Origin of the sequence: Streptomyces ferrugineus, from assembly GCF_015160855.1 — a bacterium.
GTDB classification, from domain to species: Bacteria; Actinomycetota; Actinomycetes; order Streptomycetales; family Streptomycetaceae; genus Streptomyces; species Streptomyces ferrugineus.
On the sequence record NZ_CP063373.1, the window covers coordinates 8,845,924 to 8,872,697 of the forward strand.

Genomic DNA, 26,774 nt, shown 5'->3' on the forward strand with positions numbered 1-26,774 from the left:
CGGCTTCGAGTCTCACCGGATCCGGATTGCGTGGGGAAGGGCGTTTTGATCGAACCCCGCGGCGCATTGATAGCCTCGCGCCTATGGGCGCATCGGGACGTGGCGCGAACTATCCGAGCATCCAGCAGTTACAGCTGTTCCTGATCCTGGCCGAGGAGCTGCACTTCGGCCGCGCGGCCAAGCGGGCCTTCATGGCACAGCCGACGTTCTCCCGCCACATCACCGCCCTGGAGGAACGGCTCGGGGTCGGCCTGATCAACCGCACGACGCGCAGGGTGGCGCTGAGCGCGGCGGGGGAAGCCCTGGTGGCGCGGGCGCGCAGTGTGGTGGACGCGGCCGAGGAACTGCGCCGCGAGGCCGGGACACGGGCGAACGCGGCCGCGGGCCGGATCGTGATCGGGTCGCTGGAGGCGATCACCTCGATGGACCCGATACCGGCCGTCCTGGACGAACTGCGCGGGACACGGCCGGAGTTGGACGTGGAGGTCCTGCGCCTCGGCTTCGACGCCGCGACGGCCATCCTGCGCGGCGAGGTCGACGCGGCGTTCGTGTTCCTGCCGGTCCCCGCCGGCATCCGGACCCTCCCGCTGGCCAAGGGCCCGCGCTGCGCGGTGATGGCCGACGGCAACCCCCTTGCCGGACGCGGGCCGCTGACCCTCGCGGACCTCGCCGACGAGCCCCGGATCGGCTGGTCGGAGCAGGTCCCGGAGGTCTTCCGGCGGTTCTGGTCCGCGGACCCGCAGCCGGACGGCGGCACGGTCCGCTACAGCCCGCACGCGATCGTCGACTACGAGAGCGCCCTGCCGCTGATCGCCATGGGCGAAGGCATCCAGCTCCCCCCGGACACCACCCGCCGGCTCTACCCCCGCCCCGGGGTCTCGTACGTCGACGTCACCGGCCTCGAACCGTGGACGGCCGCCCTGGCCTGGTTGCCGTCCCGCCGCGACGAGCCGTGCGTGGCCGCACTGCGGCGGGCGGCGCACGAGGTGCTGCGACGCCAGGGCTCCCGCGGTCCGGGCGGGTTCCAGCCGTACTGATCACAAGCGTTGCTGATGCCTGCCGTCGGATTCCCGCCTGCCCGGTGGGGGCTCCGGCACGCACGCTCTCCGCGTCACCGATGCCGCCCACGGGCCCCGTCGCCCTCGCGCGAGGCAACGCCACCGGCACCGCGGGCACGCCGTTGCGCCGGGCAGCGGGAATCCGGCGACCGGCCCCTACCCCGGCAGCAGGTTGCCCCTCCTCGACAGCAGGAACTTCTTGAACGCCGCCACCGGAGGTGTGTCCGGGCGGGCCGCCAGCCAGGCCACGCCGATCTCGCGGGCCGCCCTCGGGGCGGTGACCGTCAGTTCCACCACCCCGGGGCGGGGTACGGCGGGCGGTGGCAGGAGGGCGACCCCGAGGCCCGCCGCCACGAGCCCTCGCAGCGTCTCCGCCTCCTCCCCCTCGAAGGCGATCCGCGGCTTGAAGCCCGCCTCCTTGCACAGGTCGTCGGTGATGCGGCGCATGCCGTAGCCGGGCTCCAGGGTCACGAAGGTCTCGTCGGCCGCCTCCGCCAGGCGGATGCGCCTGCGCGAGGCCAGGCGATGGTCGGCGGGGACGACGAGGCGGAGCTTCTGTTCGTCCAGGCGGCGGGCGACGAGGTCGGGGGCGTCCGGGACCGGGGAGGTCAGGCACAGGTCGAGCTCGCCGGCGCGCAGCCGCTCGATCATCGCCTCGCCGTAGTTCTGGACGAGGCTGAAGCGGACGCGGGGGTGGTCGGCGCGGAAGTCGTGCAGGAGGCCGGGGACGGTCTCGGCGCCCATGGTGTGCAGAAACCCGAAGGCGACCTTGCCGGTGGCCGGATCGGCGTCGGCACGGACCTCCTCGGCGGCGCGCCCGATCTCGGCGAGGGCGCGTTCGACGGAGCCGAGGAAGGTGCGGCCGGCCGGGGTCAGGGAGACCGTACGGCCGTGGCGGGCGAACAGGTCGACGCCCAGGTCCTGTTCGAGGCGGACCATGGCGCGGGAGAGCGTGGACTGCGGGACCCGCATCTCCTGCGCGGCGCGCGTGACGTGCTCGGTGCGGGCGACGCCGGCGAAGTACGCGAGGCGAGGCGCCAGCAACATCACCATGTCTTCTGTGTCACTGGATGGTGACAGGCGACCCTGTGACCTCTGCTGATGCTCCATGGGAACGATTATGACGATTCCATGCATTGGACGGATGAACGGGGCCGTACGTAGCTTCGAAGCATGTCTCCCGCCAGTACCGGGGCGTCCACCACCGTGGACGCCACCCCCGCAGTCCCCGTCGTCGACTCCCGCATGGCCCCGGGCGGCCCCGGCTACCGCCGGATGAGCTTCGCCCTCTTCCTCGCCGGTGTCGCGACCTTCGCGCTCCTGTACTCCACCCAGGCCCTGCTGCCGCTGATCTCGGGTGAGTTCGGCGTGGCGGCGAGCGAGGCCAGCTGGACGGTGGCGGCGGCGACCGGCGGTCTCGCCCTGTTCGTGCTGCCGATGAGCGCGCTGTCGGAGCGGTTCGGACGCCGTACGGTCATGACGGCGTCGCTGGCGGTCGCGGTGACGGTCGGACTCCTGGTCCCCTTCGCGCCGAACCTGACCGCGCTGGTCGTGCTGCGCGCGGTCCAGGGCGCGGCGCTGGCCGGACTCCCGGCGTCGGCGACGGCGTATCTGGCCGAGGAGGTCCGCCCGAAGGCACTGATCACGGCGATCGGCCTGTTCGTCGCGGGCAACAGCGTCGGCGGCATGAGCGGCCGGGTCATCACCGGCTGGGTCGCACAGGAGTGGGGCTGGCGGGTCGCCGTCGGTGTGATCGGCGGGATCGCGGTGGCGTGCGCGGTCGCCTTCCGGCTGCTGCTCCCGGCGCCGCGCCACTTCAGGCCGGGCTCCCTGCGCCCGCGTGTCCTGGCCCGCACGGTCCGCGACCACCTGTCCAACCCGCTGCTGTGCCGCCTGTACGCGATCGGCGCGCTGTTCATGACGGTCTTCGGCGGCGTCTACACGGTGATCGGCTACCGCCTGACTCAGGCCCCGTTCTCCCTCCCCCAGGGCATCATCGGCTCGATCTTCCTGGTCTACCTGGTCGGCACGGTGTCGGCGTCCACGGCGGGGCGCCTGGTGGGGCGTCTGGGCCGCCGGGGCGCGCTGTACGCGGCCGGCGCGACGACCGCGACGGGCCTGCTGGTGTCCCTGTCCGGGTCCCTCCCGCTGGTCCTGCTCGGCCTGGTCCTGATCACCGGCGGCTTCTTCGCGGGCCACGCGGTGGCGTCCTCGGCGGTCAGCAAGACGGCCGCCCACGGCCGCGCCCAGGCCGCCGCGCTGTACCAGTCCGCCTACTACGTCGGCTCCAGCGCGGGCAGCACGCTCGGCGCGGTCGCCTTCCACACGGGCGGCTGGACCGGCACGGTCGGCGTCGGACTGCTGGCGGTCCTCGGCGTCGTGACGATCACGGTCTTCGGCACCCGGGCGGCCCGCCTCGGGCGCGAGCGACTGACGACGGCGGCCTGAGCCGACACCGGCTTCCGTCCCGTTCCCTCTGGTCGGGGCCGGTTGTCAGTGGCCGCGGACAACCTCCGCGATCACTGACAACCGGACCGAGCAGGGGGATTCTCCGATGCACTGCCGCATCGAACGGGCCGCCTTCGCCGAGGCGGCCGGCTGGGCGGGACGGGCACTGCCCGCACGTACGCCGGTGCCGGTGCTGGGCGGACTGCTGCCGGCGGCGGGGGCGGGCGCCTCACTGTCTCGGGTTCGACTTCGAGGCGGCGGCGCGCATCGAGGTGGACGCCGCGACCGGGGCGGTCGGCCGGTGCGGCGCCGGTAGCTGCTGATGTCCGTGCGGCAACTGGTCTGAGACCGCTTCGACCTGCGCTTTTGTGCGCTCCGCAGGCCATTGTCAGTGGCCTGCGGTAGCTTCCGAGGTGTTGGGCGCGACGAGGCGCACCACGGGACTGGGCCACAGGGGTGGGTGGACGATGAGCGACGGCACGGCGACTACGACAACGGACCTCGACGTCAGGCTGGAGAAGCACCGCGTCGAACTGACCGGGTACTGCTACCGCATGCTCGGCTCGTCCTTCGAGGCCGAGGACGCGGTGCAGGACACGATGGTGCGGGCCTGGCGGAGTTACGACAAGTTCGAGGGGCGCTCCAGTCTCCGGTCGTGGCTGTACCGCATCGCGACGAACGTGTGCCTGGACATGCTGACGGCGGGCAACAAGCGGGCCAGGCCCATGGACCTGACGGAGTCGACGCCGCTGGCCCGCGCGGCGCTCTCGCCCCGTCCGGACAACACCTGGCTGGAGCCGATGCCGGACAACCGGGTGCTGCCCAGCACGGAGGACCCGGCGGAGGCCGCGGTCGCCAAGGAGTCGGTGCGGCTGGCTTTCATGGCCACCCTCCAGCAACTGCCGCCCAAGCAGCGGGCGGTGCTGATCCTGCGCGAGGTGCTGGCCTGGAAGGCGAGCGAGGTCGCCGAGCTGCTGGGCACCACGGTCGCGTCGGTGAACAGCGCGCTCCAGCGGGCCCGGGCGACCCTCGCCGAGCAGCGGCAGCCGGGCGCCGAGGCAGCCATATCCGACCCGCTGGACGAGGATCAGCAAAAGCTTCTGGACCGGTATGTCGCGGCTTTCGAGGGCTATGACATGACGGCGCTGACGGCCCTGCTGCACGAGGACGCCATCATGACGATGCCGCCGTTCGACCTGTGGCTGACCGGCGTCAAGGACATCACCGGCTTCATGACGACGCTCGGCGCCCCCTGCGCGGGCTCGCATCTGGTGCCGGTCCAGGTCAACGGGCTGCCGGGCTTCGCCCAGTACAAGCCGGATCCGGAGGCGGGCGGCTTCACTCCGTGGGCCGTGCAGGTGCTGGAGATCTCAGAGGGCCGGATCACCGGGTTCCACTGCTTCCTCGACACCAAGCGCTGGTTCCCGCTGTTCGGGCTCCCCCTCCACCTCGAAGCGGAGGCCGACCAGGTCGAGGAGGGCGTGTAGCGCGGGGTCCGGGTCGCGCAGCCGAATCCGCCCTCCGACGCGCCGGGCGGTGAGCTGGAGCCGCGCCAGGAGGTCCACGGTGCCGAGTCCCGGCGGTCCGAGCCCGCCGACATCGCACACCACGACTCTCGCCCGGGTGGTCTCCAGCCGCGCCCGCACGGCATCGCACAGCCCTGCCACCTCGTCCCGGGTGACGGGGCCGGCAAGCACGAGTACAGCGGGTGTCATGGCGTCCACGATCGGTAGACCGGGCGGGGGCGGATAACTCATCGCGGCCCGGTACCCGTACGTCGTCGCGCTGTCCGCTGTCCGCCAACCGGGATCACATTGACCCGCTCCCCTCCTCCCCCGGAGGGTTGGCTGTATGCCCCATGTATCAGCGCGCCCCCGAATACCCTGCGGCCTCCTCCCCGCCAAGGGGGTCCCGTGCAGGGGGTGTTGACGGGATTCGCGGTGATCGCGGTCGTCATCGGCGTGGGCTATGCGATCGGCCGCCGCGGCTACCTCGGCGACCACGGCCGCGAAGTCCTCACCAAGCTGGCCTTCCACGTGGCCTCCCCCGCCCTGCTCTTCACCACGCTCGCCCAGACCGACCTCTCGGTGATCTTCTCCAGCCGCCTCCTGGTCACGGCCCTGAGCACGGCCGCGGCGGCCGGAGTCTTCGTCGCGGTCGGTGTCGTACGGCACTGGGGGGTGGGCCGTACGACGATCGGCGCCCTGTGCTCCAGCTACGTCAACTCCGGAAACCTCGGCATCCCGATCGCCGTGTACGTCCTGGGCGACGCCTCGCTCGTGGCGCCGGTGCTGCTGTTCCAGTTGGTCGGGGTCACCCCGATCGCCCTGACGATCCTCGACCTGTCCGGCGGCGGGGCGGAGAAGGGCCCGCTGTGGCGCCGTCTGCTGACCCCGTTGCGCAACCCGATCGCGGTCGGCTCCCTGGCGGGCGTGGCGGTGTCGGCGGCCGGGGTGCGGGTGCCGTCCCCCGTCCTGGACCCCCTCACCCTGATCGGCGGCATGTCGGTCCCCGCGGTTCTGCTGGCCTTCGGCATCTCCCTGTGCGGCAGCACGATGCCCGGTCGCGGCCCGGACCGGGGCCCGGTGCTGCTCTCGGTCGCGCTGAAGTCGGTGGGGCAGCCGGCGGCGGCCTGGGCGCTGGCGGCGGGGGTGTTCGGGCTGCGGGGCGCTCCGCTGCTGGACGTGGTGGTGACGTCGGCGTTGCCCGCCGCGCAGAACCTCTACACGTATGCGTCGAGTTACCGGGTGGGTGAGCGGTTGGCGCGGGACTCGATTCTGGTGTCGACGGTGATCTCGGTGCCGGTGTTGGTGGTCGTGGCGGCGTTGCTGGGGTGAGGGGTGTCACCCACCGAACCCGCTGGTGTCGAGCGCGATGTGGAACGGCCGAGGCAAGATCATCGGCTCGCCGGGCCGACCCACACACAGGACGCGATAGACGCCGTCCTTCGGCTCGCCGTACAGCGTGATCGAGGGTCCGCTCGGTGCCAGGGGGTCGATGAGGAGGTAGAGCGGGACACCGACCTCGGCATAACCCGCCCTCTTCGTCGTCCGGTCATTGTCCGAGGTCGCCTTCGAGGTGACCTCCACGACAAGTTCGGACGCCGCACAGGGGACGAAGTGGTCGTCTCTCGTACGCAGCGCCTCCTCGGGCACCACCGCGAGGTCGGGGACGTAGAGCCCGAGTTGTGACGGCAGAGCCGTCGCCAGCCTCTGGTAGATGCCCCAGTCCTCCGGGATCACCTCGTAGAGGCGCCGGTGCAGGCGCTCGGCGATGCTGTGGTGAGCGCGCGCGGAATAGGGCGTGACAGTGACCAGGCCCCCGATGATCTCCACCTTGCAGCCCCTGGGGACGTCCGTCTGCTTCCAGACCCAGACGAGCTCGTCCCACGCGCTGTCAGTCACGATGTAGTCGCCGTCGATCACATCCATGAGGCCAGCCAACACGCCGAACGGGACCGGTGCAGGTCCACCGATCCCGTTCACCCAAACGAGGAAACCCCAGGTCAGGCAATCCGCTCCAGCACCACCGGCGAAGCCGTGAAGTCCGTCCCCGCCGCCGCGATGTCGTAAGAACCCGCCACCGACTGCAGCGCGTACTCGAAGCGCTCCGGGGTGTCGGTGTGCAGGGTCAGCAGGGGCTGGCCCGCCGTCACCGTGTCGCCCGGCTTGGCGTGCAGCTCGACGCCCGCGCCCGCCTGCACCGGGTCTTCCTTACGCGCACGCCCCGCGCCCAGGCGCCAGGCCGCGACGCCGATGTCGTAGGCGTCGAGGCGGGTCAGGACACCGGACGACGGGGCCGTGACCACATGCTGCTCGCGCGCCACCGGCAGTGCCGCATCCGGGTCGCCGCCCTGGGCCGCGATCATGCGCCGCCAGACGTCCATCGCCGAGCCGTCGGCCAGGGCCTTCGCCGGGTCGGCGGCACGCACCCCCGCCGCCTCCAGCATTTCGCGGGCCAGGGCGATCGTCAGTTCCACCACGTCCGCCGGGCCGCCGCCGGCCAGGACCTCCACCGACTCGCGGACCTCCAGCGCGTTGCCGGCGGTAAGGCCGAGCGGGGTGGACATGTCCGTCAGGAGCGCGACCGTCTTCACGCCGTGGTCGTTGCCCAGGCCCACCATCGTGGACGCCAGCTCGCGCGCGTCCTCGATGGTCTTCATGAAGGCGCCGGTGCCGACCTTCACGTCCAGGACCAGCGAGCCGGTTCCCTCCGCGATCTTCTTCGACATGATCGAGGACGCGATCAGGGGGATCGCCTCGACCGTGCCCGTCACATCCCGCAGCGCGTACAGCTTCTTGTCCGCCGGTGCCAGGCCGTCGCCCGCCGCGCAGATCACCGCGCCGGTGCCGTCCAGCACGGACAGCATCTCCTCGTTCGACAGCAGCGCGCGCCAGCCGGGGATCGACTCCAGCTTGTCCAGGGTGCCGCCGGTGTGGCCGAGGCCGCGGCCCGAGAGCTGAGGGACGGCGGCCCCGCAGGCCGCCACCAGGGGCGCGAGCGGGAGGGTGATCTTGTCGCCGACGCCGCCCGTGGAGTGCTTGTCGGCCGTCGGGCGGGACAGGGACGAGAAGTCCATGCGCTCGCCGCTCGCGATCATCGCGGCCGTCCAGCGGGCGATCTCCCGGCGGTTCATGCCGTTGAGCAGGATCGCCATGGCGAGCGCGGACATCTGCTCGTCGGCGACCTCCCCGCGGGTGTACGCGTCGATGACCCAGTCGATCTGCTCGTCGCTGAGTTCACCGCGGTCCCGCTTGGTGCGGATGACGGAGATGGCGTCCATGGCCATGGCTTGGCTTCCTTCCGAGGGTTCCAGAAGTCGTACGGCCCCTCCGAGCCGGTCGCGTGAGCAACTCGGAGGGGCCGGTACGGGAGTTACTTGCTGAGGTGGTCCGGGCCGAACGCCTGGGGCAGCATCTGAGACAGCGGCAGGATCCCCGCCGGGGTCTGAAGCAGCAGGTCCGGGCCGCCGAACTCGTGGAGCAGCTGGCGGCAGCGCCCACACGGGACCAGGGGTTCGCCGTCGCGGTCCACGCACGCGAAGTGGGTCAGCCGGCCGCCCCCCGTGTTCTGCAGCTCCGATACCAGTCCGCACTCGGCGCACAGGGAGAGGCCGTAGGAGGCGTTCTCGACGTTGCAGCCGGTGATCGTGCGGCCGTCGTCCACCAGGGCCGCGACGCCGACCGGGTAGCCGGAGTACGGGGCGTACGCGCGGGACATGGCGTCCCGCGCCGCCGCGCGCAGCCGGTCCCAGTCGATGTCGTGGGCGGCGGCCGGGGTCACTTGCCCTGACCCTTCCGGTACGGCAGGCCGTTCGCCTTCGGCATCCGCAGGCGCTGCGCGGACAGTGTGAGGACGATGAGGGTGATGACGTACGGCGTGGCGGAGACGACCTGGTTGGGCACCTCGTTGGTGGTGGCGTACCAGGCGAACACCAGGGCGCCGACCACCGCGGTGATCATCGCCGGGGCGTACTTCTTGCGGATCACGAGCCAGATCGCGCCGATGATCAGCAGGAGCGCGCCGAGCAGCAGCAGCGCGTGGACGTTCGTGGAGCCGCCGCGCAGGTTGAGGCTGTCGGTGTAGCCGAAGAGCCCGGCGCCCAGGGCGAGGCCGCCCGGCATCCAGTTGCCGAAGATCATCGCGGCGAGGCCGATGTAGCCGCGGCCGCTGACCTGGCCCTCCAGATAGAAGGGGTTGGCGACGATGGACAGGAAGACGCCGCCGAGGCCGGCCAGGCCGCCGGAGATGATCACGGCGAGGTACTTGTACTTGTAGACGTTCACGCCGAGGGACTCGGCCGCCACCGGGTTCTCACCGCAGGAGCGCAGGCGCAGACCGAAGGCGGTGCGCCACAGGATCCACCAGGTGCCCGGGATCAGGGCGATCGCGATCAGGGTCAGCCAGGAGACGTCGGTGACCAGACCGCCGAGCAGGCCGGCGATGTCCGAGATGAAGAACCAGCCCTGGTTGTTCAGGTCCCGCAGCCCGTCGGACAGGCCGGGGACCGTGAAGTGGCCGAGGGAGTCGACGGCCGGGGACTGCTTGGCGGAGCCGCCCGCGTGGCCCTCGAAGGCGAGGGGCGCGAGGTAGCGGGTGATGCCGAGGGCGAGGATGTTGATCGCCACACCGGAGACGATGTGGTTGACCCTGAAGGTGATGGTGGCGATGGCGTGCAGGATGCCGCCGATGCAGCCGCCGATGATGCCGACGACGACACCGGTCCACGGTCCCCACTGGAAGCCGGCCCAGGCACCGAACCAGGTGCCGAGGATCATCATGCCCTCGAGGCCGATGTTGATGACGCCCGCCCGCTCGGCCCACAGACCGCCCAGACCGGCGAGGCCGATCGGCACGGCGAGCTGGAGCGCGGTGGACATCTGGCTGACGTTGGTGATGCCGTCGGCGCCGGTGATGATGCGGACGATCGAGGTCAGCGCCAGGGCTCCGGCGATGACCAGCAGCAGGACGGGCCACGAGAGGCGGCGGCCGGTCGGTGCCGCGGGCTGCAGCGTGGGCTGGTTGACGTCGGTCGCCGAGGTCGGGGCGGTCATCGGCCAGCCACCTCCTTCGTGGTGTTGTTGTCGCCGCCGAGGACGTGACCGGCGGCCAGTTCGGCGCCGACCTGGCGCTGCTGGCGACGCAGGCCCCACTCGCGGACGGCCTCGTACGAGACGACGACCGAGAGCACGATCAGGCCCTGCATGATGACCGCGATCTCCTTGTCGTATCCGTGGAAGTCCAGCTCGGGCGAGGCCTTGTCGAGCCAGGCCCACAGCAGGGCGGCGAACGCGATGCCGACGGGGCTGTTGCGGCCGAGCAGGGCGATGCCGATGCCGAGGAAGCCGATGCCGGTGGGGAAGTTCAGGCTGTAGGTGTGGGTGTCGCCGAGCAGGATCGGCAGACCGGCCAGGCCCGCGATGCCGCCGGAGAGCAGCATGGCGGTCAGGACCATGCGCCCCGGATCCACGCCGCTGGCCGCGGCGGCGGTCTGCGAGGCGCCGGACGCGCGCAGGTCGAAGCCGAAGCGGGTGCGGTTGAGGACGACCCAGTAGCCGATGCCGAGCAGCACGGCGAGGAAGACCAGGCCGTAGATCTCACCGGCGTCGCCCATGTCGATGCCGGGGACCCAGCCGGACTCGTGCATCTCGCCGGTGGTGTTGTTGTTGCCGACCTTGACGCCGAAGACGTTCGGCAGCCACAGGTAGGCGATCACGGAGGTGGCGATCGCGTTCAGCATGATCGTCGCGACGACCTCGCTGACGCCGCGGGTGACCTTGAGGACACCGGCGATGCCGGACCAGAAGGCGCCGGTGAAGACGGCGGTCAAGAGCAGCAGCGGGATCTGGATCGCGGCCGGCAGGTTCATGTGGGCGCCGACGATGGCGGCCATCATGGCGGCGAGCTGGTACTGGCCGTCCACGCCGATGTTGAACAGGTTCATCCGGAAGCCGATGGCCACCGCCAGGGCCGCGATGTAGTACATCGACGCCTGGTTGATGACCAGCACCTGGATGTCCGAGAAGCCGATCTGCTCGAACATCAGGGTGTACGGCTCGACCGGGCTCTTGCCCGAGGCGACCAGCACGATCGCGGTGAGCACAAAGGCCACGGCGAGCGCGATGACCGGTCCGGCCACCGCGAGGAGCACGCGCTCCTTGTCGAACTTCTTCATCAGCGGGCCTCGTCTTCGCCGGGCTCAGAGGTTTCTTCGTGCTCCAGGTGGCCGGAGGCGGCACCCGTCATCGCCGAGCCGAGCTCCTCCGGTGTGACGGTGGCCGGGTCGGCGTCCGCGACCAGCTTGCCGTTGTAGATCACGCGGAGGGTGTCGGACAGGCCGATCAGCTCGTCCAGGTCGGCGGAGATCAGCAGCACGGCCAGGCCCTCGCGGCGGGCCTCGCGGATGTGGTCCCAGATCGCGGCCTGCGCGCCGACGTCCACACCGCGGGTGGGGTGGGCGGCGATCAGGAAGCGTGGCGTGTGGCTCATCTCGCGGCCGACGATCAGCTTCTGCTGGTTGCCGCCGGACAGGGAGGCGGCGGTGACGTCGATGCCGGGCGTGCGGACGTCGTACGCCTCGACGATGCGGCGGGTGTCGTCCCGCGCGGCCTTCGGGTCCAGCCAGATGCCCTTGGCCAGGGGCTCCTCGGTGACATGGCCGAGGATGCGGTTCTCCCAGAGGGGGGCCTCCAGGAGCAGGCCGTGGCGGTGGCGGTCCTCGGGGATGTAGCCGATGCCCTGCTCGCGGCGCTTGCGGGTGGTCCAGCCGGTGATCTCCTGGTCGATCATGGTGATCGTGCCGGAGTCGGCGTGCCTGAGGCCGATGAGCGCGTCGACCAGCTCGGTCTGGCCGTTGCCCTCGACGCCGGCGATGCCCAGGACCTCGCCCGCGTGGATGGTGAAGGTGATGTCGTCCAGGAGGGCCTTGCCGCCCAGCGCCTCCAGGCGCAGCTTGTCGACGGTGATGACCGGTCGGTCGGTGACCGTGGACTCGGCGGTCTCCGGCGTGGGCAGCTCGCTGCCGACCATCATCTCGGCGAGCTGCTTCGCGGTGGTCTCGGCGGGGACCGCGGTTCCGACCGTGGTGCCGCGGCGGATGACGGTGATCTCGTCGGCGACGGAGAGCACCTCGCCCAGCTTGTGGGAGATGAAGATGACCGACAGGCCCTCGGCCTTGAGCTCGCGCAGGTTGTCGAAGAGGGCGTCGACCTCCTGCGGGACGAGCACGGCGGTCGGCTCGTCGAGGATCAGCGTGGTGGCGCCGCGGTAGAGGACCTTGAGGATCTCCACGCGCTGGCGGGCGGCGACGCCGAGCTCCTCGACCAGCCGGTCGGGCTGCACGCCGAGGCCGTAGCGGTCGGAGATCTCCTTGATCTTCCGGCGGGCCTTGGCGCCGATGCCGTAGAGCTGCTCGCTGCCGAGCACCACGTTCTCGAGGACGGTGAGGTTGTCCGCGAGCATGAAGTGCTGGTGGACCATGCCGATGCCGCGGGCGATGGCGTCGGCCGGCGACGAGAAGGAGACCTGCTCGCCGTCGATCGCGATGGTGCCCTCGTCCGGCTTCTGCATGCCGTAGAGGATCTTCATCAGCGTCGACTTGCCGGCGCCGTTCTCGCCGACGAGGGCGTGGACGGTGCCCTTGCGGACGGTGAGGTGGATGTCGTGGTTGGCCACGACGCCCGGGAAACGCTTGGTGATTCCGGCGAGCTCGACGGCGGTCACCTGACCGTTGACCGCCGCGCCGGCCGGAGGGCTGCTGGACGCGTTTATGGCGCACTCTCCTGGGGACGGGGGTCGTCTACGCGCGTAGCGCCCCTATGGCCTGAAAGGGGCCGACGCACCGCTGACAACGGGGTACGGGGAAAGCCCTCGAAAAGCCTCCCCGTACCCCGTTGAGCGGACGTAACCCCGGGGTTACCGCTGCTCAGGGTGTGGCAGTGCTCAGCTGGTCGCGACCTTGATCTCGCCGCTGATGATCTTCTCCTTGGCCGTCTTGATGGCTTCCTGGACCTCGGCGTTGTCCGCGAACTTCGGGTTGGAGTTCGACAGGCTCACCTCGCCGGTCTTCAGATCGCCACGAACGATACCGGTCTCGGGCTTGCCGTCCTCGACCGACTTCGCCAGGTTGTACACCGCCTTGGCGACGTCCTTCATCGCCGAGGTCAGGATGGAGTCCTTGTACTTGGCCAGGGCTTCCTGGTTGTACTGGTCGGAGTCGACTCCGATGGCCCACACCTTGTTGGCGGCGGCGGCCTCGATGACGCCCTGGCCGGACAGACCGGCGGCGGCGTAGACGACGTCGGCCTTCTTCTCGATCTGGCCCTCGGCGGCCGACTTGCCCTTGTCCGGGCTGGAGAAGCCACCCTCCTCCGCGGTCTGCGTGAGGTACTGGGTGAGGACCTTGGCCTTGGGGTTGGTGTCCTTGACGCCCTGCTCGAAGCCGGCCTGGAACTTGTGGATCAGCGGAATGTCCACACCGCCCACGAAGCCGACCGTGTTCGTCTTGGTGCTCTTGGCGGCGGCGACGCCGGCCAGGTACGAGGCCTCCTCCTCGGAGAAGACCAGGTCGGCGACGTTCTTCGACTCGACGGTGGAGTCGTCGACGATGCCGAAGGTGGTGTCGGGGAACTTCTGAGCGGCGCCCTTCACGGCGGCGGCGTACGCGTAGCCGACGCCGATCACCGGGTTGTAGCCCTGCTTGGCCAGCGAGGCCAGGCGCTGCTCCTTGTCGGCGTCCGTCTCGCCCTCGGTGGGCTCGACGTCGGCGGTCTTGTACCCGAACTCCTTCTTCGCCTGCTCCAGGCCCGCGAACGCGGCGTCGTTGAAGGACTGGTCACCCTTTCCGCCGACGTCGTACGCGATGGCGAGCCCCTTGTCGCCCCCCTTCGAGTCCGACGAGGCCTCGGTCGAGGTGCCGCCGCAGGCGGAGAGGGCGAGGGCCAGAGAGGCGGTCGCTGCGCCTGCGACCGTGATCCGGGAAATCCGGCGCATGTGTGAGTACTCCTGTCGTACTGGCGTGGCCGGAGAAGTGCGGGTGCGCTCCCGCGCCCGCCGCGGCGGCGGCTGATGTCACAGCCGGTGCCTGCCCTCGGTGTGCCGGACGAAGGTCCTCGTAGCGGAGCTACCAGGACCTTTGGCCGGTGCAGCGAGAGTGCGTGCCGGGCGGCGTGGGGACGTGCCTGCACTTCTCCGGGTTCGCCCAGCGCCGGACGGTACAGCCCGGTACGGCTTGCAGCTACGGCGCTGGCTTTCGTCGCAGAGTAACGCGCGTAGACCTGCCGGGAAAACCCTTCTGTCCACCTTGTTATGCGCCCGTGGCCAACAGCACGCGCGGCCTTGACCAAGGGCCCGCCGACGGCTACGGGACGGCGAAGCGGGCGGGCACCCCCCGGATGCCCGCCCGCTTCAGAGATGTACGACCGCGACTACTCGGTCTTGACCTTGATGGAGCCGTCGATGATGCCTTCCTTGGCCTTCGCCACGGCGTCCGAGAGACCCGCGATCTTCGCGAACTCCGGGTTGGACTCGGACAGGCCGACGCCGTTGACCTTCAGGTCGAAGGTCTGGGTGCCGGTCAGCGGCTTGCCGTCCTCCACGGACTTGGCCAGCGTGTAGACCGCGCCGCCGACGTCCTTGAGGGCGGAGGTGAGGATGTAGTTCTTGTACGCCGACAGGGCGGCCTGCTCGTACTGGTCGGAGTCGACGCCGATCGCCCAGACCTTGGCCTTGGCGGCCGCCTCGATCACGCCCTGGCCGGACAGACCGGCCGCCTGGTAGAGGACGTCGGCCTTCTTCTCGATCTGGCCCTCGGCGGCGGCCTTGCCCTTGTCGGGGCTGGAGAAGCCGCCCTCCTCCGCGGTCTGGGTCAGGTACTGCGAGACGACCTTGACCTTGCCGCCGCTGGTGTCCTGGACGCCCTGCTTGTAGCCGGCCTCGAACTTGTGGATCAGCGGGATGTCCACACCGCCCACGAAGCCGACCGTGTTGGTCTTGGTGGCCTTGGCCGCCGCGACACCGGCGAGGTACGAGGCCTGCTCCTCGGCGAAGACGAGGGAGGCGACGTTGTCGCCCTCGACGACCGAGTCGACGATGCCGAAGGTGGTCTTCGGGTACTTCTTGGCCACGGCCTCCATCGCGGGACCGTAGGCGAAGCCGACGCCGATCACCGGGTTGTAGCCCTGCTTGGCCAGCGACGCCAGCCGCTGCTCCTTGTCGGCGTCCGTCTCGCCCTCGGTGGGCTCGATGTCGGCCGTCTTGTAGTTGAACTCCTTCTGGGCCTTCTGCAGACCGGCGTACGCGGCGTCGTTGAAGGACTGGTCGCCCTTGCCGCCGATGTCGTACGCGATGGCGAGACCCTTGGTGTCGCCGCCGCCGTCGCTGCCGCCGCCGTTTTCGCTGCTGGTGCCACCGCACGCCGTGGCAGCGAGCGCGATCGACGCGACCCCCACCGCGACACGGGTCAGTTTGGATGTCCGACGCATCGTGAAGTCCCCATTCTCCAAGCCCCGCAGTGGGTGCTGAGTTCGGCGCACATTAACGCGCGTAGACACTCCTGGGAACGGGGTTTCCCCCTGCTGTTATCCATTCGTGCCGATGGCCGGTTACGGCCTTGTGAACCACCGGATCGAAACCGCGCAGATGACACCCAGGGCCGCCCGACATGGGCCCAGACTCCCTCCGCTGCTCGCCTACCGCAACCGGAACGCCGCAGGGGCGCGGGGCCGTATCGATATGCGGCTCCGCCACGTGGGCGCGACCAGCCACAACGGACCGCCGGCCGCGAGACCACCCGCACCCCTAACGGCGATGGCGCTCCGGCTGGTCTCTAGTCCGCGGCGTCGATCAGCGCGGCCGCCGTGAACATCTCCACGCCCACCGTGATGGCGGACTCGTCGACATCGAAGTCGCCCTGGTGCAGGTCACGCACGATCCGGTCGTCCGGCGCACGCACCCCGAGCCGGGCCATGGCGCCGGGCACATGCTCCAGGTACCAGGAGAAGTCCTCGCCGCCGAGGCTCTGCTCGGTGCCCTCGACGGAGTCGGCGCCGCAGCGGGCGGCCATGGCCTCGCGCAGCAGTTCGGTCGCGGCCGGGTCGTTGACGACGGGCGGGACGCCCCGGACGTAGTTGATCTCCGACTTGGCGCGGTGCAGGTTGGCGATCTCGTCGATCGCGGCGACGACGAGGTCCGGCGCCTGCCGCCAGGTGTCGAGGTCGAGGCAGCGCACGGTCCCGGACAGCTCGGCGTGCTGCGGGATGACGTTGGGCGCGTGGCCGGAGTCGATGCGGCCCCAGGTCACCGCGAGCCCGCTGCGGGCGTCGGCACGCCGGGCGACCAGCGCGGGCACATCGGTGACGACGCGGGCGGCGGCGGTGACGAGGTCGGTCGTGAGGTGGGGGCGTGCGGTGTGCCCACCCGGCCCGTCGAGGGAGATTTCGAGCCGGTCGCAGGCGGAGGTGATGGCGCCCTCCCGCAGGCCGATCTTCCCGGCGTCCACCCTGGGGTCGCAGTGCACGGCGAGGATCCGCCCCACGCCCTCCAGCACCCCGCACTCGACGACGTCGGCGGCGCCTCCGGGGAGCACCTCCTCGGCGGGCTGGAAGACCAGCCGGACGGGTCGGGGCAGCTGCCCGCGCCGGTGCAGCTCGGCCAGGACGAGGCCGGCCCCCAGCACCACGGTCGTATGCACATCGTGACCGCACGCGTGCGCCCGGTCGGGCACGGTCGAGCGGTACGGGCACTCACTCTTCGTGTCCGGGATGGGCAGGGCGTCGATGTCGGCGCGCAGGGCGAGCATGGGGCGCCCGCCGTCCCACTCCCCGATGTCGCAGATGAGCCCGGTTCCGAGGGCGAGCACGCGGGGCCTCAGGCCGGCCTTCTCCAGCCGGGCCTTGATCGCGGCGGTCGTGCGGAACTCCTGGTTGCCGAGCTCGGGGTGCATGTGCAAGTCGCGCCGGAACTCCACGAGTTCGGCACGGAGCGCCTCCGGCAGGGTGCCGGGAAGGACCGCTTCCCCGGGTTGATCGGCTTCGGACTCTGGGGACATCAGTTGGTTCACCCTCTGAAGGGTAGGACGCCGAGGTGGCCAACTGACCCTCGATCAACAAAAGTTCAACCCGTTTGGGGAAGAAAATCTGGCCGCCCGACGCATAGGTATCGTTTTGGGTGGGTAAACTCGCCCGCCCTTCCGCCGAGTCGATCATGAAATCGACGGAGACGGAGAGTGACGATGCCGGCCACCCACACTCCACGGATACCACGCCGCGCACAGAACCGTCGGTTGTGTTCACCTGTCGGGATCCCTGCCCGACGGCCCCATAAGAACCGGGAGCCCGCTCGGAGCGTCTTCGACGGCGTGATCGATACGCAGATCAGCATCCGGCCGGCCCGCACCGAGGAGGCCCACGCCCTGGCCGCGCTCCACACCCGTACCCGTACGGCGTACTACACGGCGGGCGGGTTGCCCGCGCAGGAGCTGGCCGGTGCGGAACGCATCAGCGGCTACTGGCAGCGCGCGGTCGACGAAGGCCGTGCGCAGGTGGCCGCCGCGTCCGGGGGCCGCGTCGTCGGCTTCCTCATGGCAGGGTCGCCGAAGTTCGACGACATCGCCGCCGCGTCGGTGCGTGAGCTCCAGCAGATCGGCGTCGACCCGACGGGCTGGGGGCGCGGCGTCGGCGGTCTGCTGCACGCGGCGTTCGTGCGGCGGCTGCGGGCGGACGGGCTCACCGAGGGCGTGGTGGAGTGCTGGGAGGCCAACGCGCGGGCGCAGGCGTTCTACGCCCGGCAGGGCTGGCGGCCGGACGGCTCCCGTCGTCCCGGACCGCTCGGCCGGGACTACGTTCGACTGCGGTTGACCATCCCCTGTTGATCAACCGGAGGTTGGGGAGCCGGGATCCGAACCCGCTCCGACGTGTGGGGAGGGGCGTTGCGCATCGAGTGGGTCTAGGCGCTGCCGGTGGTGGCACTGCTCCTGATCGCCTGCGACTACGGGGGCGTGGCGCGGCTGATGTGGGACATGCAGCCGGCGGCCAGGCGGAACATGTGGCCCGGTCCGGCGGGGCTCCGCGTGATCGCCGGCGCGCTGGCGGTCGTGGCGATCGCGACGCGTCTCATTCAGCCGGCCGACGGCTGAGGGCCGCCAACTGCATGCTGTGGTCGGGAACTCCCGGCGCCGCCCGGGTGAACTCCCGGACGCCCGTCCACCGGCCGCACTAGGGTGCGCCCCGTGACCGCGGACTTCCTGGAGGCCACCCGGGCCTCGTACGACGCCATCGCCCCCGCCTACACCGACCGCTTCTCCGACTGGCCCGCCGACAGCCCCACCCTGGACCGCTCGCTGGTCACCGCCTTCGCCGAGCTGGCCCGCGAGCACGCCCCGGCCCCCGTCGCCGACCTCGGCAGCGGACCCGGCTCCGTGACCGCGCACCTCCACGCCCTCGACGTCCCGGTCTTCGGCGTCGACATCTCTCCGCGCATGGTGGCCCTGGCCCGCCGCGCCCATCCCCAACTCCGGTTCCACGTGGGCTCGATGACGGCGCTGGACCTGCCGGACGAGACACTCGGCGGAATCCTCGCCCTGTACTCGGTCATCCATGTCCCCGACGATCACCTGCCCAGGGCGTTCGCCGAGTTCCACCGCGTGCTGCGGCCCGGCGGCCATGTCCTGCTCGCCTTCCAGTCGGGCGACACCGATGACCGTACGCACCTCTCGGAGCGCTTCGGCGAGGAGATCTCGCTCGACTGCTACTGGCGCACCCCCGACACCATGGCTGACGCCCTGACCAAGGCCGGCATCCGGCCCCAGGCCCGTGTCCTGCGCGAACCGCTGGGCGAGGAGAAGCGGCCGCGGGCGTTCCTGCTGGCGCGGAGAGCGGCGTAGGGGCGCGCGAGTCGGCGTGATCCGGGCGAGGGTCCTGATCCGGGCAGCTCCATGTGCGCCCCTAATCGGGTGCTTGTCCGCACATCGGCGCTACTCGCAGGTGGACCGACGGCATACCTACGCCGAACACACACCCACCTAAGGAGACGCTGATGCGTGCACCAACCGTGCTGGCCGCGGTCGCTCTTGCCGGGACCGTTCTGCTCGGCGGCGCGGGCCAGGCCCTCGCTGACGACGACGAGATGAGCAACTTCGGAAGTGGATTCGGGAACAGCTCCCCCGCCACGCCCGAGTTCGGCCAGGGCATGTCCGGCTTCGGCCAGGACGCGACCGGCTCCGACCAGGAAGCCTCCGGCTTCGACCAGGGCCAGTCCGTTCTCGGTCTGCGCTGACGGCTGGGCCGTGCCATCAATGCCCGCCCCGCGCCGCGTTGCCCGTGGTGCGGGGCAGGGGCCTCCCGATACCGCGCATCGCGGGCCGGCGGCCCTACACCGCCGTGACCGCCGACAGCCGATGCACGTCCCGCGCGGTCCCGGTCACCCCGGACAGGAACCCCTGCGCCCGCGGCGAGGCGTTCTCGGTCAGCCACGCCGGGTCGATGTCACACACCGCCACCCGCACCTGCGTGCCCGACAGCGCCAGCGGCAGGGTGTGCACGACGGTCGACGGGAAGCTCAGGATCGTACGGCCGATGGGCCCCCTCCGGGCGATCAGCTCCAGCGGCAGATCGGGCCGCACGACCTCCAACCCCGTCTCCACCGCGAGCCGGTGGAGCTTGTCCGCGCTCTCCCGGCGGTGCGCGAAGTAGCGCGTGGCGCCGTGTGTCCTGGCCAGGGAGCGGACGGCCTCCAGATAGCGGTCGCCGTCCACCACGCCGGTCTCGACCAGGGACGTGCCCACCATGTCCGCGCCCTTGGTGATGCGCGGCGGGCCGAAGCGGTCGCGGGTCCAGGCGAAGGTGTTGGGGGTGACCTTCACACCGTCCGGGGTCTCGTCCATCGGCATCGACGAGAAGATCTCGACCGCCCGGTGCTCACCCGGCGTCAGCCGCTTGCGGGCCGCCGACGACACCGGCGCGAAGACCAGGTCCCGAGGTCCGGGGCGGCCGCCCTTGCGGTGCCAGCGCACCAGGCGCTCACCGCGGGCGAGTTGGGCGACGAACTCCATCGTCGCCGTGCCGTCGTCCACCACGACGAGGTCGCGGGCCTTGGTGATGGTGAGCAGCAGTTGGACGTAGCGCGAGAACGGGTCGCCGAGGACCACGCGGTCCGCCCGGCGCAGCAGGCCCGCCAGGCCGCCGATGGTGTGGAACGGGGCCGCCGTGCCGCCCCGCGCCTCCTCCCAGCGGACCTCGTGCCCGTCCTCGCGCGCCAGCTCGGCCATCCGGCGCAGCTGGCCGCGGGTCATGGGGTCGATCGGGGACAGGACGACGAGGGTCAGCCCCGCGCCGACGGTGTGCTCGTGGGCGTGCGCCCACTCCAACACGTTCAGGAGCTGTACCGGGCTCTCGACGAAGGCGAGAGTGTGGGGGCCGGTGTTCCCGGCGCGGGGGCTCATCGACGTACGACCGTCCCGTCGTAAGGCGCTCATGCGGCGCTCGTATGCAGAAGTCGCTGGAACCGGCTCCGAGTCCGAGCGCTCGCGTTCGGAGCACTCGGACCCGGATTCAGCGGGAGCTGTCTCAGACCTGGACCGGCTCGCCGGCCGCGGCGGCGATCTCCGCCTCGGCCACCACACCGGCGACGCGGCGCAGCTTCTTCATCGGGGCGAGCTCGGAGTCGTAGACCTTCTTGACGCCGTCACCGAGGGAGGCCTCGATGGTGCGGATGTCGCGCACCAGGCGCTGCAGGCCCTGCGGCTCGACGGAGGCGGCCTGGTCCGAACCCCACATCGCGCGGTCCAGGGTGATGTGACGCTCGACGAAGGTCGCCCCGAGCGCGACCGCGGCGAGGGTGGTCTGCAGGCCCGTCTCGTGGCCGGAGTAGCCGATCGGGACGTTCGGGAACTCCTTCTCCAGCGTGTTGATCACACGCAGGTTCAGCTCCTCGGCCACCGACGGGTAGGTCGAGGTGGCGTGGCACATGAGGATGTTCTCCGAGCCGAGGACCTCGACCGCGTGGCGGATCTGCTTCGGGGTCGACATGCCCGTGGAGAGGATGATCGCCCGACCCGTCGCGCGCAGGGCGCGCAGCAGCTCGTCGTCGGTCAGCGACGCGGACGCCACCTTGTGGGCCGGGACGTCGAACTTCTCCAGGAAGGCGACGGCCTCGGTGTCCCACGGGGAGGCGAACCAGTCGATCCCCTTCTCCTTGCAGTACTCGTCGATCTGGCGGTACTCGTCCTCACCGAACTCCACGCGGTGGCGGTAGTCGATGTAGGTCATCCGGCCCCAGGGGGTGTCGCGCTCGATGTCCCACTGGTCGCGCGGGGTGCAGATCTCCGGCGTGCGCTTCTGGAACTTCACGGCGTCACAGCCGGCCTCGGCGGCCGCGTCGATGAGCTTGAAGGCGTTCTCCAGCTCACCGTTGTGGTTGATGCCGATCTCACCGCAGATGTAGACGGGCTTGCCCGGGCCGACCTCACGCGAACCGAACGAGCGCAGACGGGAGTTGGTGCTCATGGCAGAAGATGTCCTTACTTGGTGAGGGAATCGAGAGAGGGGCCGAGGATCCAGCTGGCGATCTCTCGGATCGCGCCGTCGCCGCCGGGTGTGGCGGTGACAGCGCGTGCGGCGCCGCGCACGACGTCGTGGGCGCTCGCGACCGCCACGGGCCAGCCCACGAGGGCGAAGCACGGGAGGTCGTTGACGTCGTTGCCGACGTAGAGCACGCGCTCAGGCGCGATGCCCTGCTCCTCGCACCACTGCTTGAGTGCGAGGTCCTTCCGGTCGATGCCGTGCAGCACGGGAATCTGCAGCTTCCGTGCGCGGGCGGCAACGACCGGGTTCTGCTCCGTGGACAGGATCAGCATCTTCAGGCCGCTCTTGCGCAGGGCGGCGATGCCGAGGCCGTCTCCGCGGTGCACGGAGACGAACTCCTTTCCATCGGCATCGATCAGCACCCGGTCATCGGTCTGGGTGCCGTCGAAGTCCAGTACGACCGCGTCGATGTCGTCCGTGGTCGGGAGGGCGCCGGGCCGGTCCGCGTCGAACAGCGGCGCCAGCGCGCGGGCGCGGGCCAGGTCGTGCGGATCGTCGATCTCCAGCACCCGGGCGGGGTCGGTGCGCACCAGCTCGGTGCGGCCGAAGAAGCGGTGCTTGTGCTCGCGGAAGCCGCCGGCGTGCATCGCGTAGGCGGCGCCGGTCTCCAGGAAGTCCTGGGGGCGGTCCTGGCGGCGCGGGCGGAAGGACTTGTCGTGGTTGACGCCGAAGCCACCGCCGGCGGCGACGCGCTCGGTCTCGGCGGCGGCCGGCTCCTCGTCGCCGTGCCGCCACACGAAGCCGTGGAAGGGGGCGACGGTCAGGGAGGTGTCGGCGCCGTTGGCGACGATGGCCTTGACGACCGCGTCGATGTCCTCGCGGACGATGAACGGGCTGGTGCACTGCACCAGCAGGACGACGTCCACCGGGGCCCCGTGCAGCGCCTCGTGGGCGTCCATCGCGTGCAGCACGGCCGCCTCGGAGGTGGCGGTGTCGCCGGCGATGGCGGCGGGGCGCAGCACGACCTCGGCGCCGGCCTGCCGGGCGGCGGCCGCGATGCCCTGGTCGTCGGTGGAGACGACGACGTCGGTGACGAGTCTCGAAGCCCGGCACTCGCGCACGGCGCGTGCCACCAGCGGTACGCCGCCGACGGGCATGAGGTTCTTCGCGGGCACGCCCTTGGAGCCGCCGCGCGCGGGGATCACGGCGAGCACGCGTCGCACGCCCTGACCTGCTTCCGAGTTGGACATGGGGTCTGCTCCTTGATGTGGGATCTGGCGGCTCACAGCTCCCCCATCCGCCGGATGACGGGTGCCACCCGCTGCACGCCGTGCCGGTAGGCGCCGCGTGCCGCCCGGCGCACTATCTGGCGGACCGGGCCGGGCTCCCTGTCGTGGGCGGGGGCGCCGGGCAGCGGGCTGCCGTCGACGCCGAGGTGGTGGCGGGCGAGGATGCCGGGGAGATAGCCGGGCGCGGTGGCCGGCGTGTAGTACGGCGTCAGGGCGGGCAGTCCGCCGGGCCGCTCCAGCAGCTTGGCGATGCGTTCGCGGGCCGCGTCGAAGGCGGTGGCGTAGGTTCCGTCGGCGCAGACGCCCTGCCGGGACACCCACTCCTCGTCGGGCGCCGGCCGGTGTCCCTCGTCGAGCTGGTCCCAGGAGGCGAGGCAGCCGGAGCCCACGAAGTGGTGGTTGCCGAGCACCTCGCGCACGCCGAGGTCGGTGAGGACGACGGTGGGGATACGGCGGTGCAGCGACTCCAGCGCCGCCGTGGAGCTGATCGTGACCAGCAGGTCGGTGCGGTCGAGGACCTCGCCCATGTTGCCGTACACCAGCTTGAAGTTGGCCGGCGGCGCCAGCCGCTGGACCAGCTTCTGGTACGGCAGCTCCTCGATGTGGGTGGTGTGTTCGCCCGGCTTGGAGCGCAGCTTGAGCAGCACCTCGCGCTCGGGGTGCCTGCGGGCGTGCTGGATGAGGCGGTCCAGCAGGTAGGTGCGGTCCTTGCGGCTGTCCGGCACGGAGGGCTGGGCGGCGAAGACGACCGTGTACGGGTCGTGCTCGCCGGCGTAGGGCTCGCCGCCGAGGAACGGCAGCGCTACCTCGGTCACCGACGAGGCGTCGGCGCCGACCCCCTCGTACACCGCGCGGAACCGCTCGGCGTCCTGGCGGGAGTTGGCGAGGACGAGGTCCGCGCCGTGCCGCAGCAGCAGGCCGTCGGCGAGCTTCTCGTAGACGACGCCGACATAGCCGGTGACGACCACGGGCCGCTCGGCGCTCCCCTCCCAGACCCGCTTCAGGCCGTGCAGCATGGCCTGCACACCCCCGCCGACGAGGGCGAGGACCAGGACGTCGTACGACTCCCGCGCCATGGTGCGCAGGAACTCGACGGCGGACACCTCACGGAGGGAGTCGGCGGGCACGCCGACTTCCTGGAGCTGACGGGCGGTGGGGGTGGCCCGGCCGCGCAGGAGATAGCCGTCCAGACGGATGTCCGAATCCTCCTGGGCGATACGGTTCGCGGTGAGCGCGCCCCATTTCCACCGGGTATCGGAATCCGCGAGTACGGCCACTCGCCGGGTCTTCGTCACACTTGCTGGCACGTCGATGACGCTAGGAAGCGAATCCAAGGTTCTACCCAACCCGAATGCAACAAACGGTTAACAGCACATCGACTAACGACGAAGCGAGGCCCGAAGTCGTTGAAAAAAAGCCTGGTTCACTGCATCGCCACGCGTCGTTCACCTGACATCAAGCTCTGAGTAAAGACGGATGCCGGACCGCCGCCTAACGTCCCTCACGTGGTCAAGCTCTCCGTCATCGTGCCGTTCTACAACGTGCAGCAATACGCGCCAGACACCCTCAAGAGCCTGCGTGCGAACACACGTGAGGACTTCGAGTTCATCCTCGTCGACGACTGCTCGACGGACGGGACACCGGACATCCTGGCGCGCGCGGAGCGTGAGCTGCCGGGCGCGGTGGTCGTCGGACACGAACAGAACGGAGGGCTGGCCACCGCACGGAACACCGGGATCGACAAGGCGCGCGGCGAGTATCTGACGTTCCTGGACGGCGACGACTGGCTCGCTCCCGGCTATTTCCCCCAACTCCTTTCGGCCATCGAGGAGTTGGGGTGCGACTTCGTGCGCACCGACCATGTGCAGTCCACGGGGCGGGCCCGCAGCGTCCACCGGGTGCCGCACGGCCGGCGCCGGACGGTGCTGAACCCGCGCGAGGCGATCCTGCCCGCCGACCGCTCGACGTCCGTGGACTACGCGTACGCGTGGGCGGGCATCTACCACCGCCGCCTGGTCGACCGCGGGATCCTGCACTTCACCGACGGCCTGCGCACCGCCGAGGACCGGCCGTGGATCTGGAAGCTGCACCGGGAGTCGGAATCCTTCGCCGTAGTGGGACTGCTCGGTGTCTACTACCGGCGTGGAGTGGCATCCTCACTCACCCAGATCGGTGATGTGCGACAACTCGATTTCATTCGCGCGTTCGATCAGGTAATCCAGGAAACGGCGCGTGACCCGGAGGCCGATAAACTGCTTCCGAAAGCCGTGCGCACCTATTGTGCGATCATGGCCCATCATCTCGGACAAATCGAGAGGTTCGAACCCGCCGTGGCTCGAAAACTGCGCTCGATGAGCGCCGCCGCCCTGAAACGAATGCCGCAGGACGTGCTCGCGGAGGTCATGGACTCGATGGACGCGCAGCGCGCGGCCCGGCTGCGGCGGGTGCGGCGCCGGTCGATGGGCGCACGGACGGTGGCCGTCTGATGCCTCGCACCACCCAGATCTTCTGCGCCTCGACCCTGTACGGCGCCGCGACGCTCGCCGCCGCCCTGGACGCCGGGCTGTTCGAACCGGCCGACCGCAGGCTGCTGCTGGTCACCAACAACGCGGTGAACCCGGAGATCGCCCCGTCCGTCGACACGATGCCGGGCTTCGACGGGCTGCGCGGGCGGTTCGACGAGGTGCTGTCCTGGAACGAGACCATCGCCCCGTTCCACCCGAGCGGCTGGTCGCCGCGCGCCGACGACATCCCCATGTGGGAGCGGTACGTACGGCTGCTGTGGCGTCTGGGCGACGACGAGATCCAGTTGGCGGTCGAGTCCGTGCAGGTCAACCCGGCGCTGGCGCTGTGCCAGCTGTTCACCGGCGCTCCCGTCGACGTCTACGCGGACGGCCTCATAAGCTATGGCCCCACGCGCGACAAGATCGACCCGCTGGTCGGCACCCGGATCGGCCGGCTGCTGCACCTCGATCTCGTCCCGGGCCTCACCCCGCTGCTGCTCACCGAGTTCGGCGTGCCGTCCGAACTGGTGCCGTCCGAGGTGTTCCTGAAGGTGCTCGGCGAACTGGCCGAGGCCGAGGCCGCGCTGCCCGCGGCCTCCGGCGGCGACCAGCCGGCGCTGCTGCTCGGCCAGTACCTCAGTGCGCTCGGCATCCTCACCGATGCCGAGGAGGAGGACCTGCATCTGCGGATGGTGCGCGGCGCCGTCGCGCTCGGCCATCGCAACCTCGTGTTCAAGCCGCACCCCGTCGCACCGGCCCGCTGGTCGAAGCTCCTGGAGGACGAGGCGGCGAAGCTGGGCGCCGGACTCACCGTGCTGGACCGGCCCGTGCTCGCCGAGGTCGCCTTCCAGCGGCTGCGTCCGGCACTGGTCGTCGGCTGCTTCTCGACCGGGCTGCTGACCGCCGCCGGCCTGTACGGCCTGCCGGTCGCACGGGTCGGCACCGACACCCTGCTGGCCCGGCTCACGCCGTACCAGAACAGCAACCGGGTGCCGCTGACCATCGTCGACGCACTGCTGCCGGACCTCGCGGACGCCTCCGCGGTCAGCGGCTGGACGATGCCCGCGCGGGAACGGGTGGACGAACTGGCCGCGCTGCTGGGGGCGGTCGGCTTCGCGATGCAGCCGAAGATCTACCCGGGGCTGCGCGGCGCCGCCGAGTCCTACCTCGGCAGGCATCTGAACCCGCACACCTGGCGCTACTTCAAGCGCAAGCGCCTGACGTCGCTGGCGCTGCCCGGGGCCGTGCCGGCCCAGCTCTCCTTCATCCCGCGGAACGCGACCGTGCGCCGACTGGCGCGCCGGGCGCGGGCGTTGAAGCAGGTGGCCGGCCGAAAGTAACCAAGAAGGGGTGGTCGTTCATCCGTGTGACATCTTTGCGCTCCCTGAGCGTCAGCCGTCACTCATCTTTCACCCGTCCGAGGGACGTAGGTTCGGTCGTCAACCACTCCCGCGAGAA

Annotated in this window: 25 protein-coding genes; 10 read left to right on the top strand and 15 right to left on the bottom strand. The window is 70.7% G+C overall.

Annotated elements, in window-relative coordinates; all coding sequences use genetic code 11:
* The first annotated feature begins 83 nt into the window (after positions 1 to 83).
* Positions 84 to 1,037, top strand: coding sequence for a LysR family transcriptional regulator (locus tag IM697_RS39325; RefSeq protein WP_194041560.1), 954 nt, complete (start codon positions 84 to 86; stop codon positions 1,035 to 1,037).
* Positions 1,038 to 1,214: 177 nt separating this feature from the next.
* Here IM697_RS39325 and IM697_RS39330 read toward each other — a convergent pair whose 3' ends face one another.
* Complete coding sequence (locus IM697_RS39330) at positions 1,215 to 2,168, bottom strand: LysR family transcriptional regulator (RefSeq protein WP_194041562.1); 954 nt, start codon at positions 2,166 to 2,168, stop codon at positions 1,215 to 1,217.
* Between the two features lie 63 nt (positions 2,169 to 2,231).
* Here IM697_RS39330 and IM697_RS39335 point away from each other — a divergent pair, with 63 nt between their 5' ends.
* Both IM697_RS39335 and IM697_RS39340 read left to right on the top strand, forming a co-directional pair.
* Positions 2,232 to 3,506 carry an MFS transporter gene (locus tag IM697_RS39335; protein ID WP_194041564.1) on the top strand — a complete coding sequence of 425 codons (1,275 nt, stop codon included), beginning with the start codon at positions 2,232 to 2,234 and terminating at the stop codon, positions 3,504 to 3,506.
* Between the two features lie 467 nt (positions 3,507 to 3,973).
* Positions 3,974 to 4,993 (top strand): sigma-70 family RNA polymerase sigma factor, encoded by a 1,020-nt coding sequence (locus IM697_RS39340; protein ID WP_194041565.1) that lies wholly within the window; start codon positions 3,974 to 3,976, stop codon positions 4,991 to 4,993.
* Here IM697_RS39340 and IM697_RS39345 read toward each other — a convergent pair.
* Positions 4,877 to 5,263 carry an STAS domain-containing protein gene (locus IM697_RS39345; protein ID WP_194041567.1) on the bottom strand — a complete coding sequence of 129 codons (387 nt, stop codon included), beginning with the start codon at positions 5,261 to 5,263 and terminating at the stop codon, positions 4,877 to 4,879. The genes IM697_RS39340 and IM697_RS39345 overlap by 117 nt on opposite strands.
* 156 nt (positions 5,264 to 5,419) lie before the next feature.
* Between IM697_RS39345 and IM697_RS39350 the strand changes: the two genes are divergently transcribed.
* Positions 5,420 to 6,343, top strand: a complete 924-nt coding sequence (locus IM697_RS39350; RefSeq protein WP_194041569.1) for an AEC family transporter — start codon at positions 5,420 to 5,422, stop codon at positions 6,341 to 6,343.
* Positions 6,344 to 6,349: 6 nt separating this feature from the next.
* On the opposite strand, the gene IM697_RS39355 is transcribed toward IM697_RS39350, so the two are convergent.
* The 9 genes from IM697_RS39355 to IM697_RS39395 all read right to left on the bottom strand — a co-directional run bounded on the left by IM697_RS39355 (position 6,350) and on the right by IM697_RS39395 (position 17,052).
* Positions 6,350 to 6,937, bottom strand: a complete 588-nt coding sequence (locus IM697_RS39355) for a Uma2 family endonuclease (protein WP_194041571.1) — start codon at positions 6,935 to 6,937, stop codon at positions 6,350 to 6,352.
* A 74-nt stretch (positions 6,938 to 7,011) separates the two neighbouring features.
* Positions 7,012 to 8,295, bottom strand: coding sequence for a thymidine phosphorylase (locus IM697_RS39360; protein ID WP_194041573.1), 1,284 nt, complete (start codon positions 8,293 to 8,295; stop codon positions 7,012 to 7,014).
* Between the two features lie 86 nt (positions 8,296 to 8,381).
* On the bottom strand, positions 8,382 to 8,726 hold the full coding sequence (locus IM697_RS39365) for a cytidine deaminase (protein WP_265582757.1): 345 nt from the start codon (positions 8,724 to 8,726) through the stop codon (positions 8,382 to 8,384).
* Between the two features lie 59 nt (positions 8,727 to 8,785).
* A complete protein-coding gene (locus IM697_RS39370; protein ID WP_194041577.1) occupies positions 8,786 to 10,060 on the bottom strand; it encodes an ABC transporter permease in 1,275 nt (424 codons plus the stop codon).
* A complete protein-coding gene (locus IM697_RS39375) occupies positions 10,057 to 11,181 on the bottom strand; it encodes an ABC transporter permease (RefSeq protein WP_194041579.1) in 1,125 nt (374 codons plus the stop codon). Before IM697_RS39375 ends, IM697_RS39370 begins: the two co-directional genes overlap by 4 nt.
* The gene (locus IM697_RS39380; protein WP_194041581.1) at positions 11,181 to 12,728 is read right to left on the bottom strand and encodes an ABC transporter ATP-binding protein; all 1,548 of its coding nucleotides are present in this window, start codon (positions 12,726 to 12,728) and stop codon (positions 11,181 to 11,183) included. The genes IM697_RS39375 and IM697_RS39380 overlap by 1 nt, the downstream gene beginning before the upstream one ends.
* A gap of 219 nt (positions 12,729 to 12,947) precedes the next feature.
* Positions 12,948 to 13,997 (bottom strand): BMP family lipoprotein, encoded by a 1,050-nt coding sequence (locus tag IM697_RS39385; RefSeq protein ID WP_194041583.1) that lies wholly within the window; start codon positions 13,995 to 13,997, stop codon positions 12,948 to 12,950.
* Positions 13,998 to 14,431: 434 nt separating this feature from the next.
* On the bottom strand, positions 14,432 to 15,487 hold the full coding sequence (locus IM697_RS39390) for a BMP family lipoprotein (protein WP_194041585.1): 1,056 nt from the start codon (positions 15,485 to 15,487) through the stop codon (positions 14,432 to 14,434).
* A gap of 344 nt (positions 15,488 to 15,831) precedes the next feature.
* The gene (locus IM697_RS39395) at positions 15,832 to 17,052 is read right to left on the bottom strand and encodes a M20 family metallopeptidase (protein WP_194041587.1); all 1,221 of its coding nucleotides are present in this window, start codon (positions 17,050 to 17,052) and stop codon (positions 15,832 to 15,834) included.
* Between the two features lie 309 nt (positions 17,053 to 17,361).
* Between IM697_RS39395 and IM697_RS39400 the strand changes: the two genes are divergently transcribed.
* From IM697_RS39400 to IM697_RS39415, 4 genes are all read left to right on the top strand, one after another.
* On the top strand, positions 17,362 to 17,874 hold the full coding sequence (locus IM697_RS39400) for a GNAT family N-acetyltransferase (RefSeq protein WP_228044344.1): 513 nt from the start codon (positions 17,362 to 17,364) through the stop codon (positions 17,872 to 17,874).
* An 87-nt stretch (positions 17,875 to 17,961) separates the two neighbouring features.
* Positions 17,962 to 18,138 (top strand): hypothetical protein, encoded by a 177-nt coding sequence (locus tag IM697_RS39405; RefSeq protein WP_194041590.1) that lies wholly within the window; start codon positions 17,962 to 17,964, stop codon positions 18,136 to 18,138.
* 84 nt (positions 18,139 to 18,222) lie between these two features.
* Positions 18,223 to 18,885: a class I SAM-dependent methyltransferase gene (locus IM697_RS39410; protein ID WP_194041592.1), complete on the top strand. Its 663-nt coding sequence runs from the start codon at positions 18,223 to 18,225 to the stop codon at positions 18,883 to 18,885.
* A 152-nt stretch (positions 18,886 to 19,037) separates the two neighbouring features.
* A complete protein-coding gene (locus IM697_RS39415) occupies positions 19,038 to 19,277 on the top strand; it encodes a hypothetical protein (RefSeq protein WP_194041594.1) in 240 nt (79 codons plus the stop codon).
* Between the two features lie 94 nt (positions 19,278 to 19,371).
* On the opposite strand, the gene IM697_RS39420 is transcribed toward IM697_RS39415, so the two are convergent.
* From IM697_RS39420 to IM697_RS39435, 4 genes are all read right to left on the bottom strand, one after another.
* Positions 19,372 to 20,442: a hypothetical protein gene (locus IM697_RS39420; protein ID WP_194050060.1), complete on the bottom strand. Its 1,071-nt coding sequence runs from the start codon at positions 20,440 to 20,442 to the stop codon at positions 19,372 to 19,374.
* A 124-nt stretch (positions 20,443 to 20,566) separates the two neighbouring features.
* Positions 20,567 to 21,505, bottom strand: a complete 939-nt coding sequence (locus tag IM697_RS39425; RefSeq protein WP_194041596.1) for an N-acetylneuraminate synthase family protein — start codon at positions 21,503 to 21,505, stop codon at positions 20,567 to 20,569.
* A 14-nt stretch (positions 21,506 to 21,519) separates the two neighbouring features.
* Positions 21,520 to 22,773 (bottom strand): N-acylneuraminate cytidylyltransferase, encoded by a 1,254-nt coding sequence (locus tag IM697_RS39430; protein WP_194041598.1) that lies wholly within the window; start codon positions 22,771 to 22,773, stop codon positions 21,520 to 21,522.
* A 32-nt stretch (positions 22,774 to 22,805) separates the two neighbouring features.
* Positions 22,806 to 24,119 (bottom strand): DUF6716 putative glycosyltransferase, encoded by a 1,314-nt coding sequence (locus IM697_RS39435; RefSeq protein WP_194041600.1) that lies wholly within the window; start codon positions 24,117 to 24,119, stop codon positions 22,806 to 22,808.
* 198 nt (positions 24,120 to 24,317) lie between these two features.
* Between IM697_RS39435 and IM697_RS39440 the strand changes: the two genes are divergently transcribed.
* Positions 24,318 to 25,298 (top strand): glycosyltransferase family 2 protein, encoded by a 981-nt coding sequence (locus tag IM697_RS39440; protein ID WP_194041602.1) that lies wholly within the window; start codon positions 24,318 to 24,320, stop codon positions 25,296 to 25,298.
* Positions 25,298 to 26,656 (top strand): polysialyltransferase family glycosyltransferase, encoded by a 1,359-nt coding sequence (locus IM697_RS39445; protein ID WP_194041604.1) that lies wholly within the window; start codon positions 25,298 to 25,300, stop codon positions 26,654 to 26,656. The genes IM697_RS39440 and IM697_RS39445 overlap by 1 nt, the downstream gene beginning before the upstream one ends.
* Positions 26,657 to 26,774: the final 118 nt, after the last annotated feature.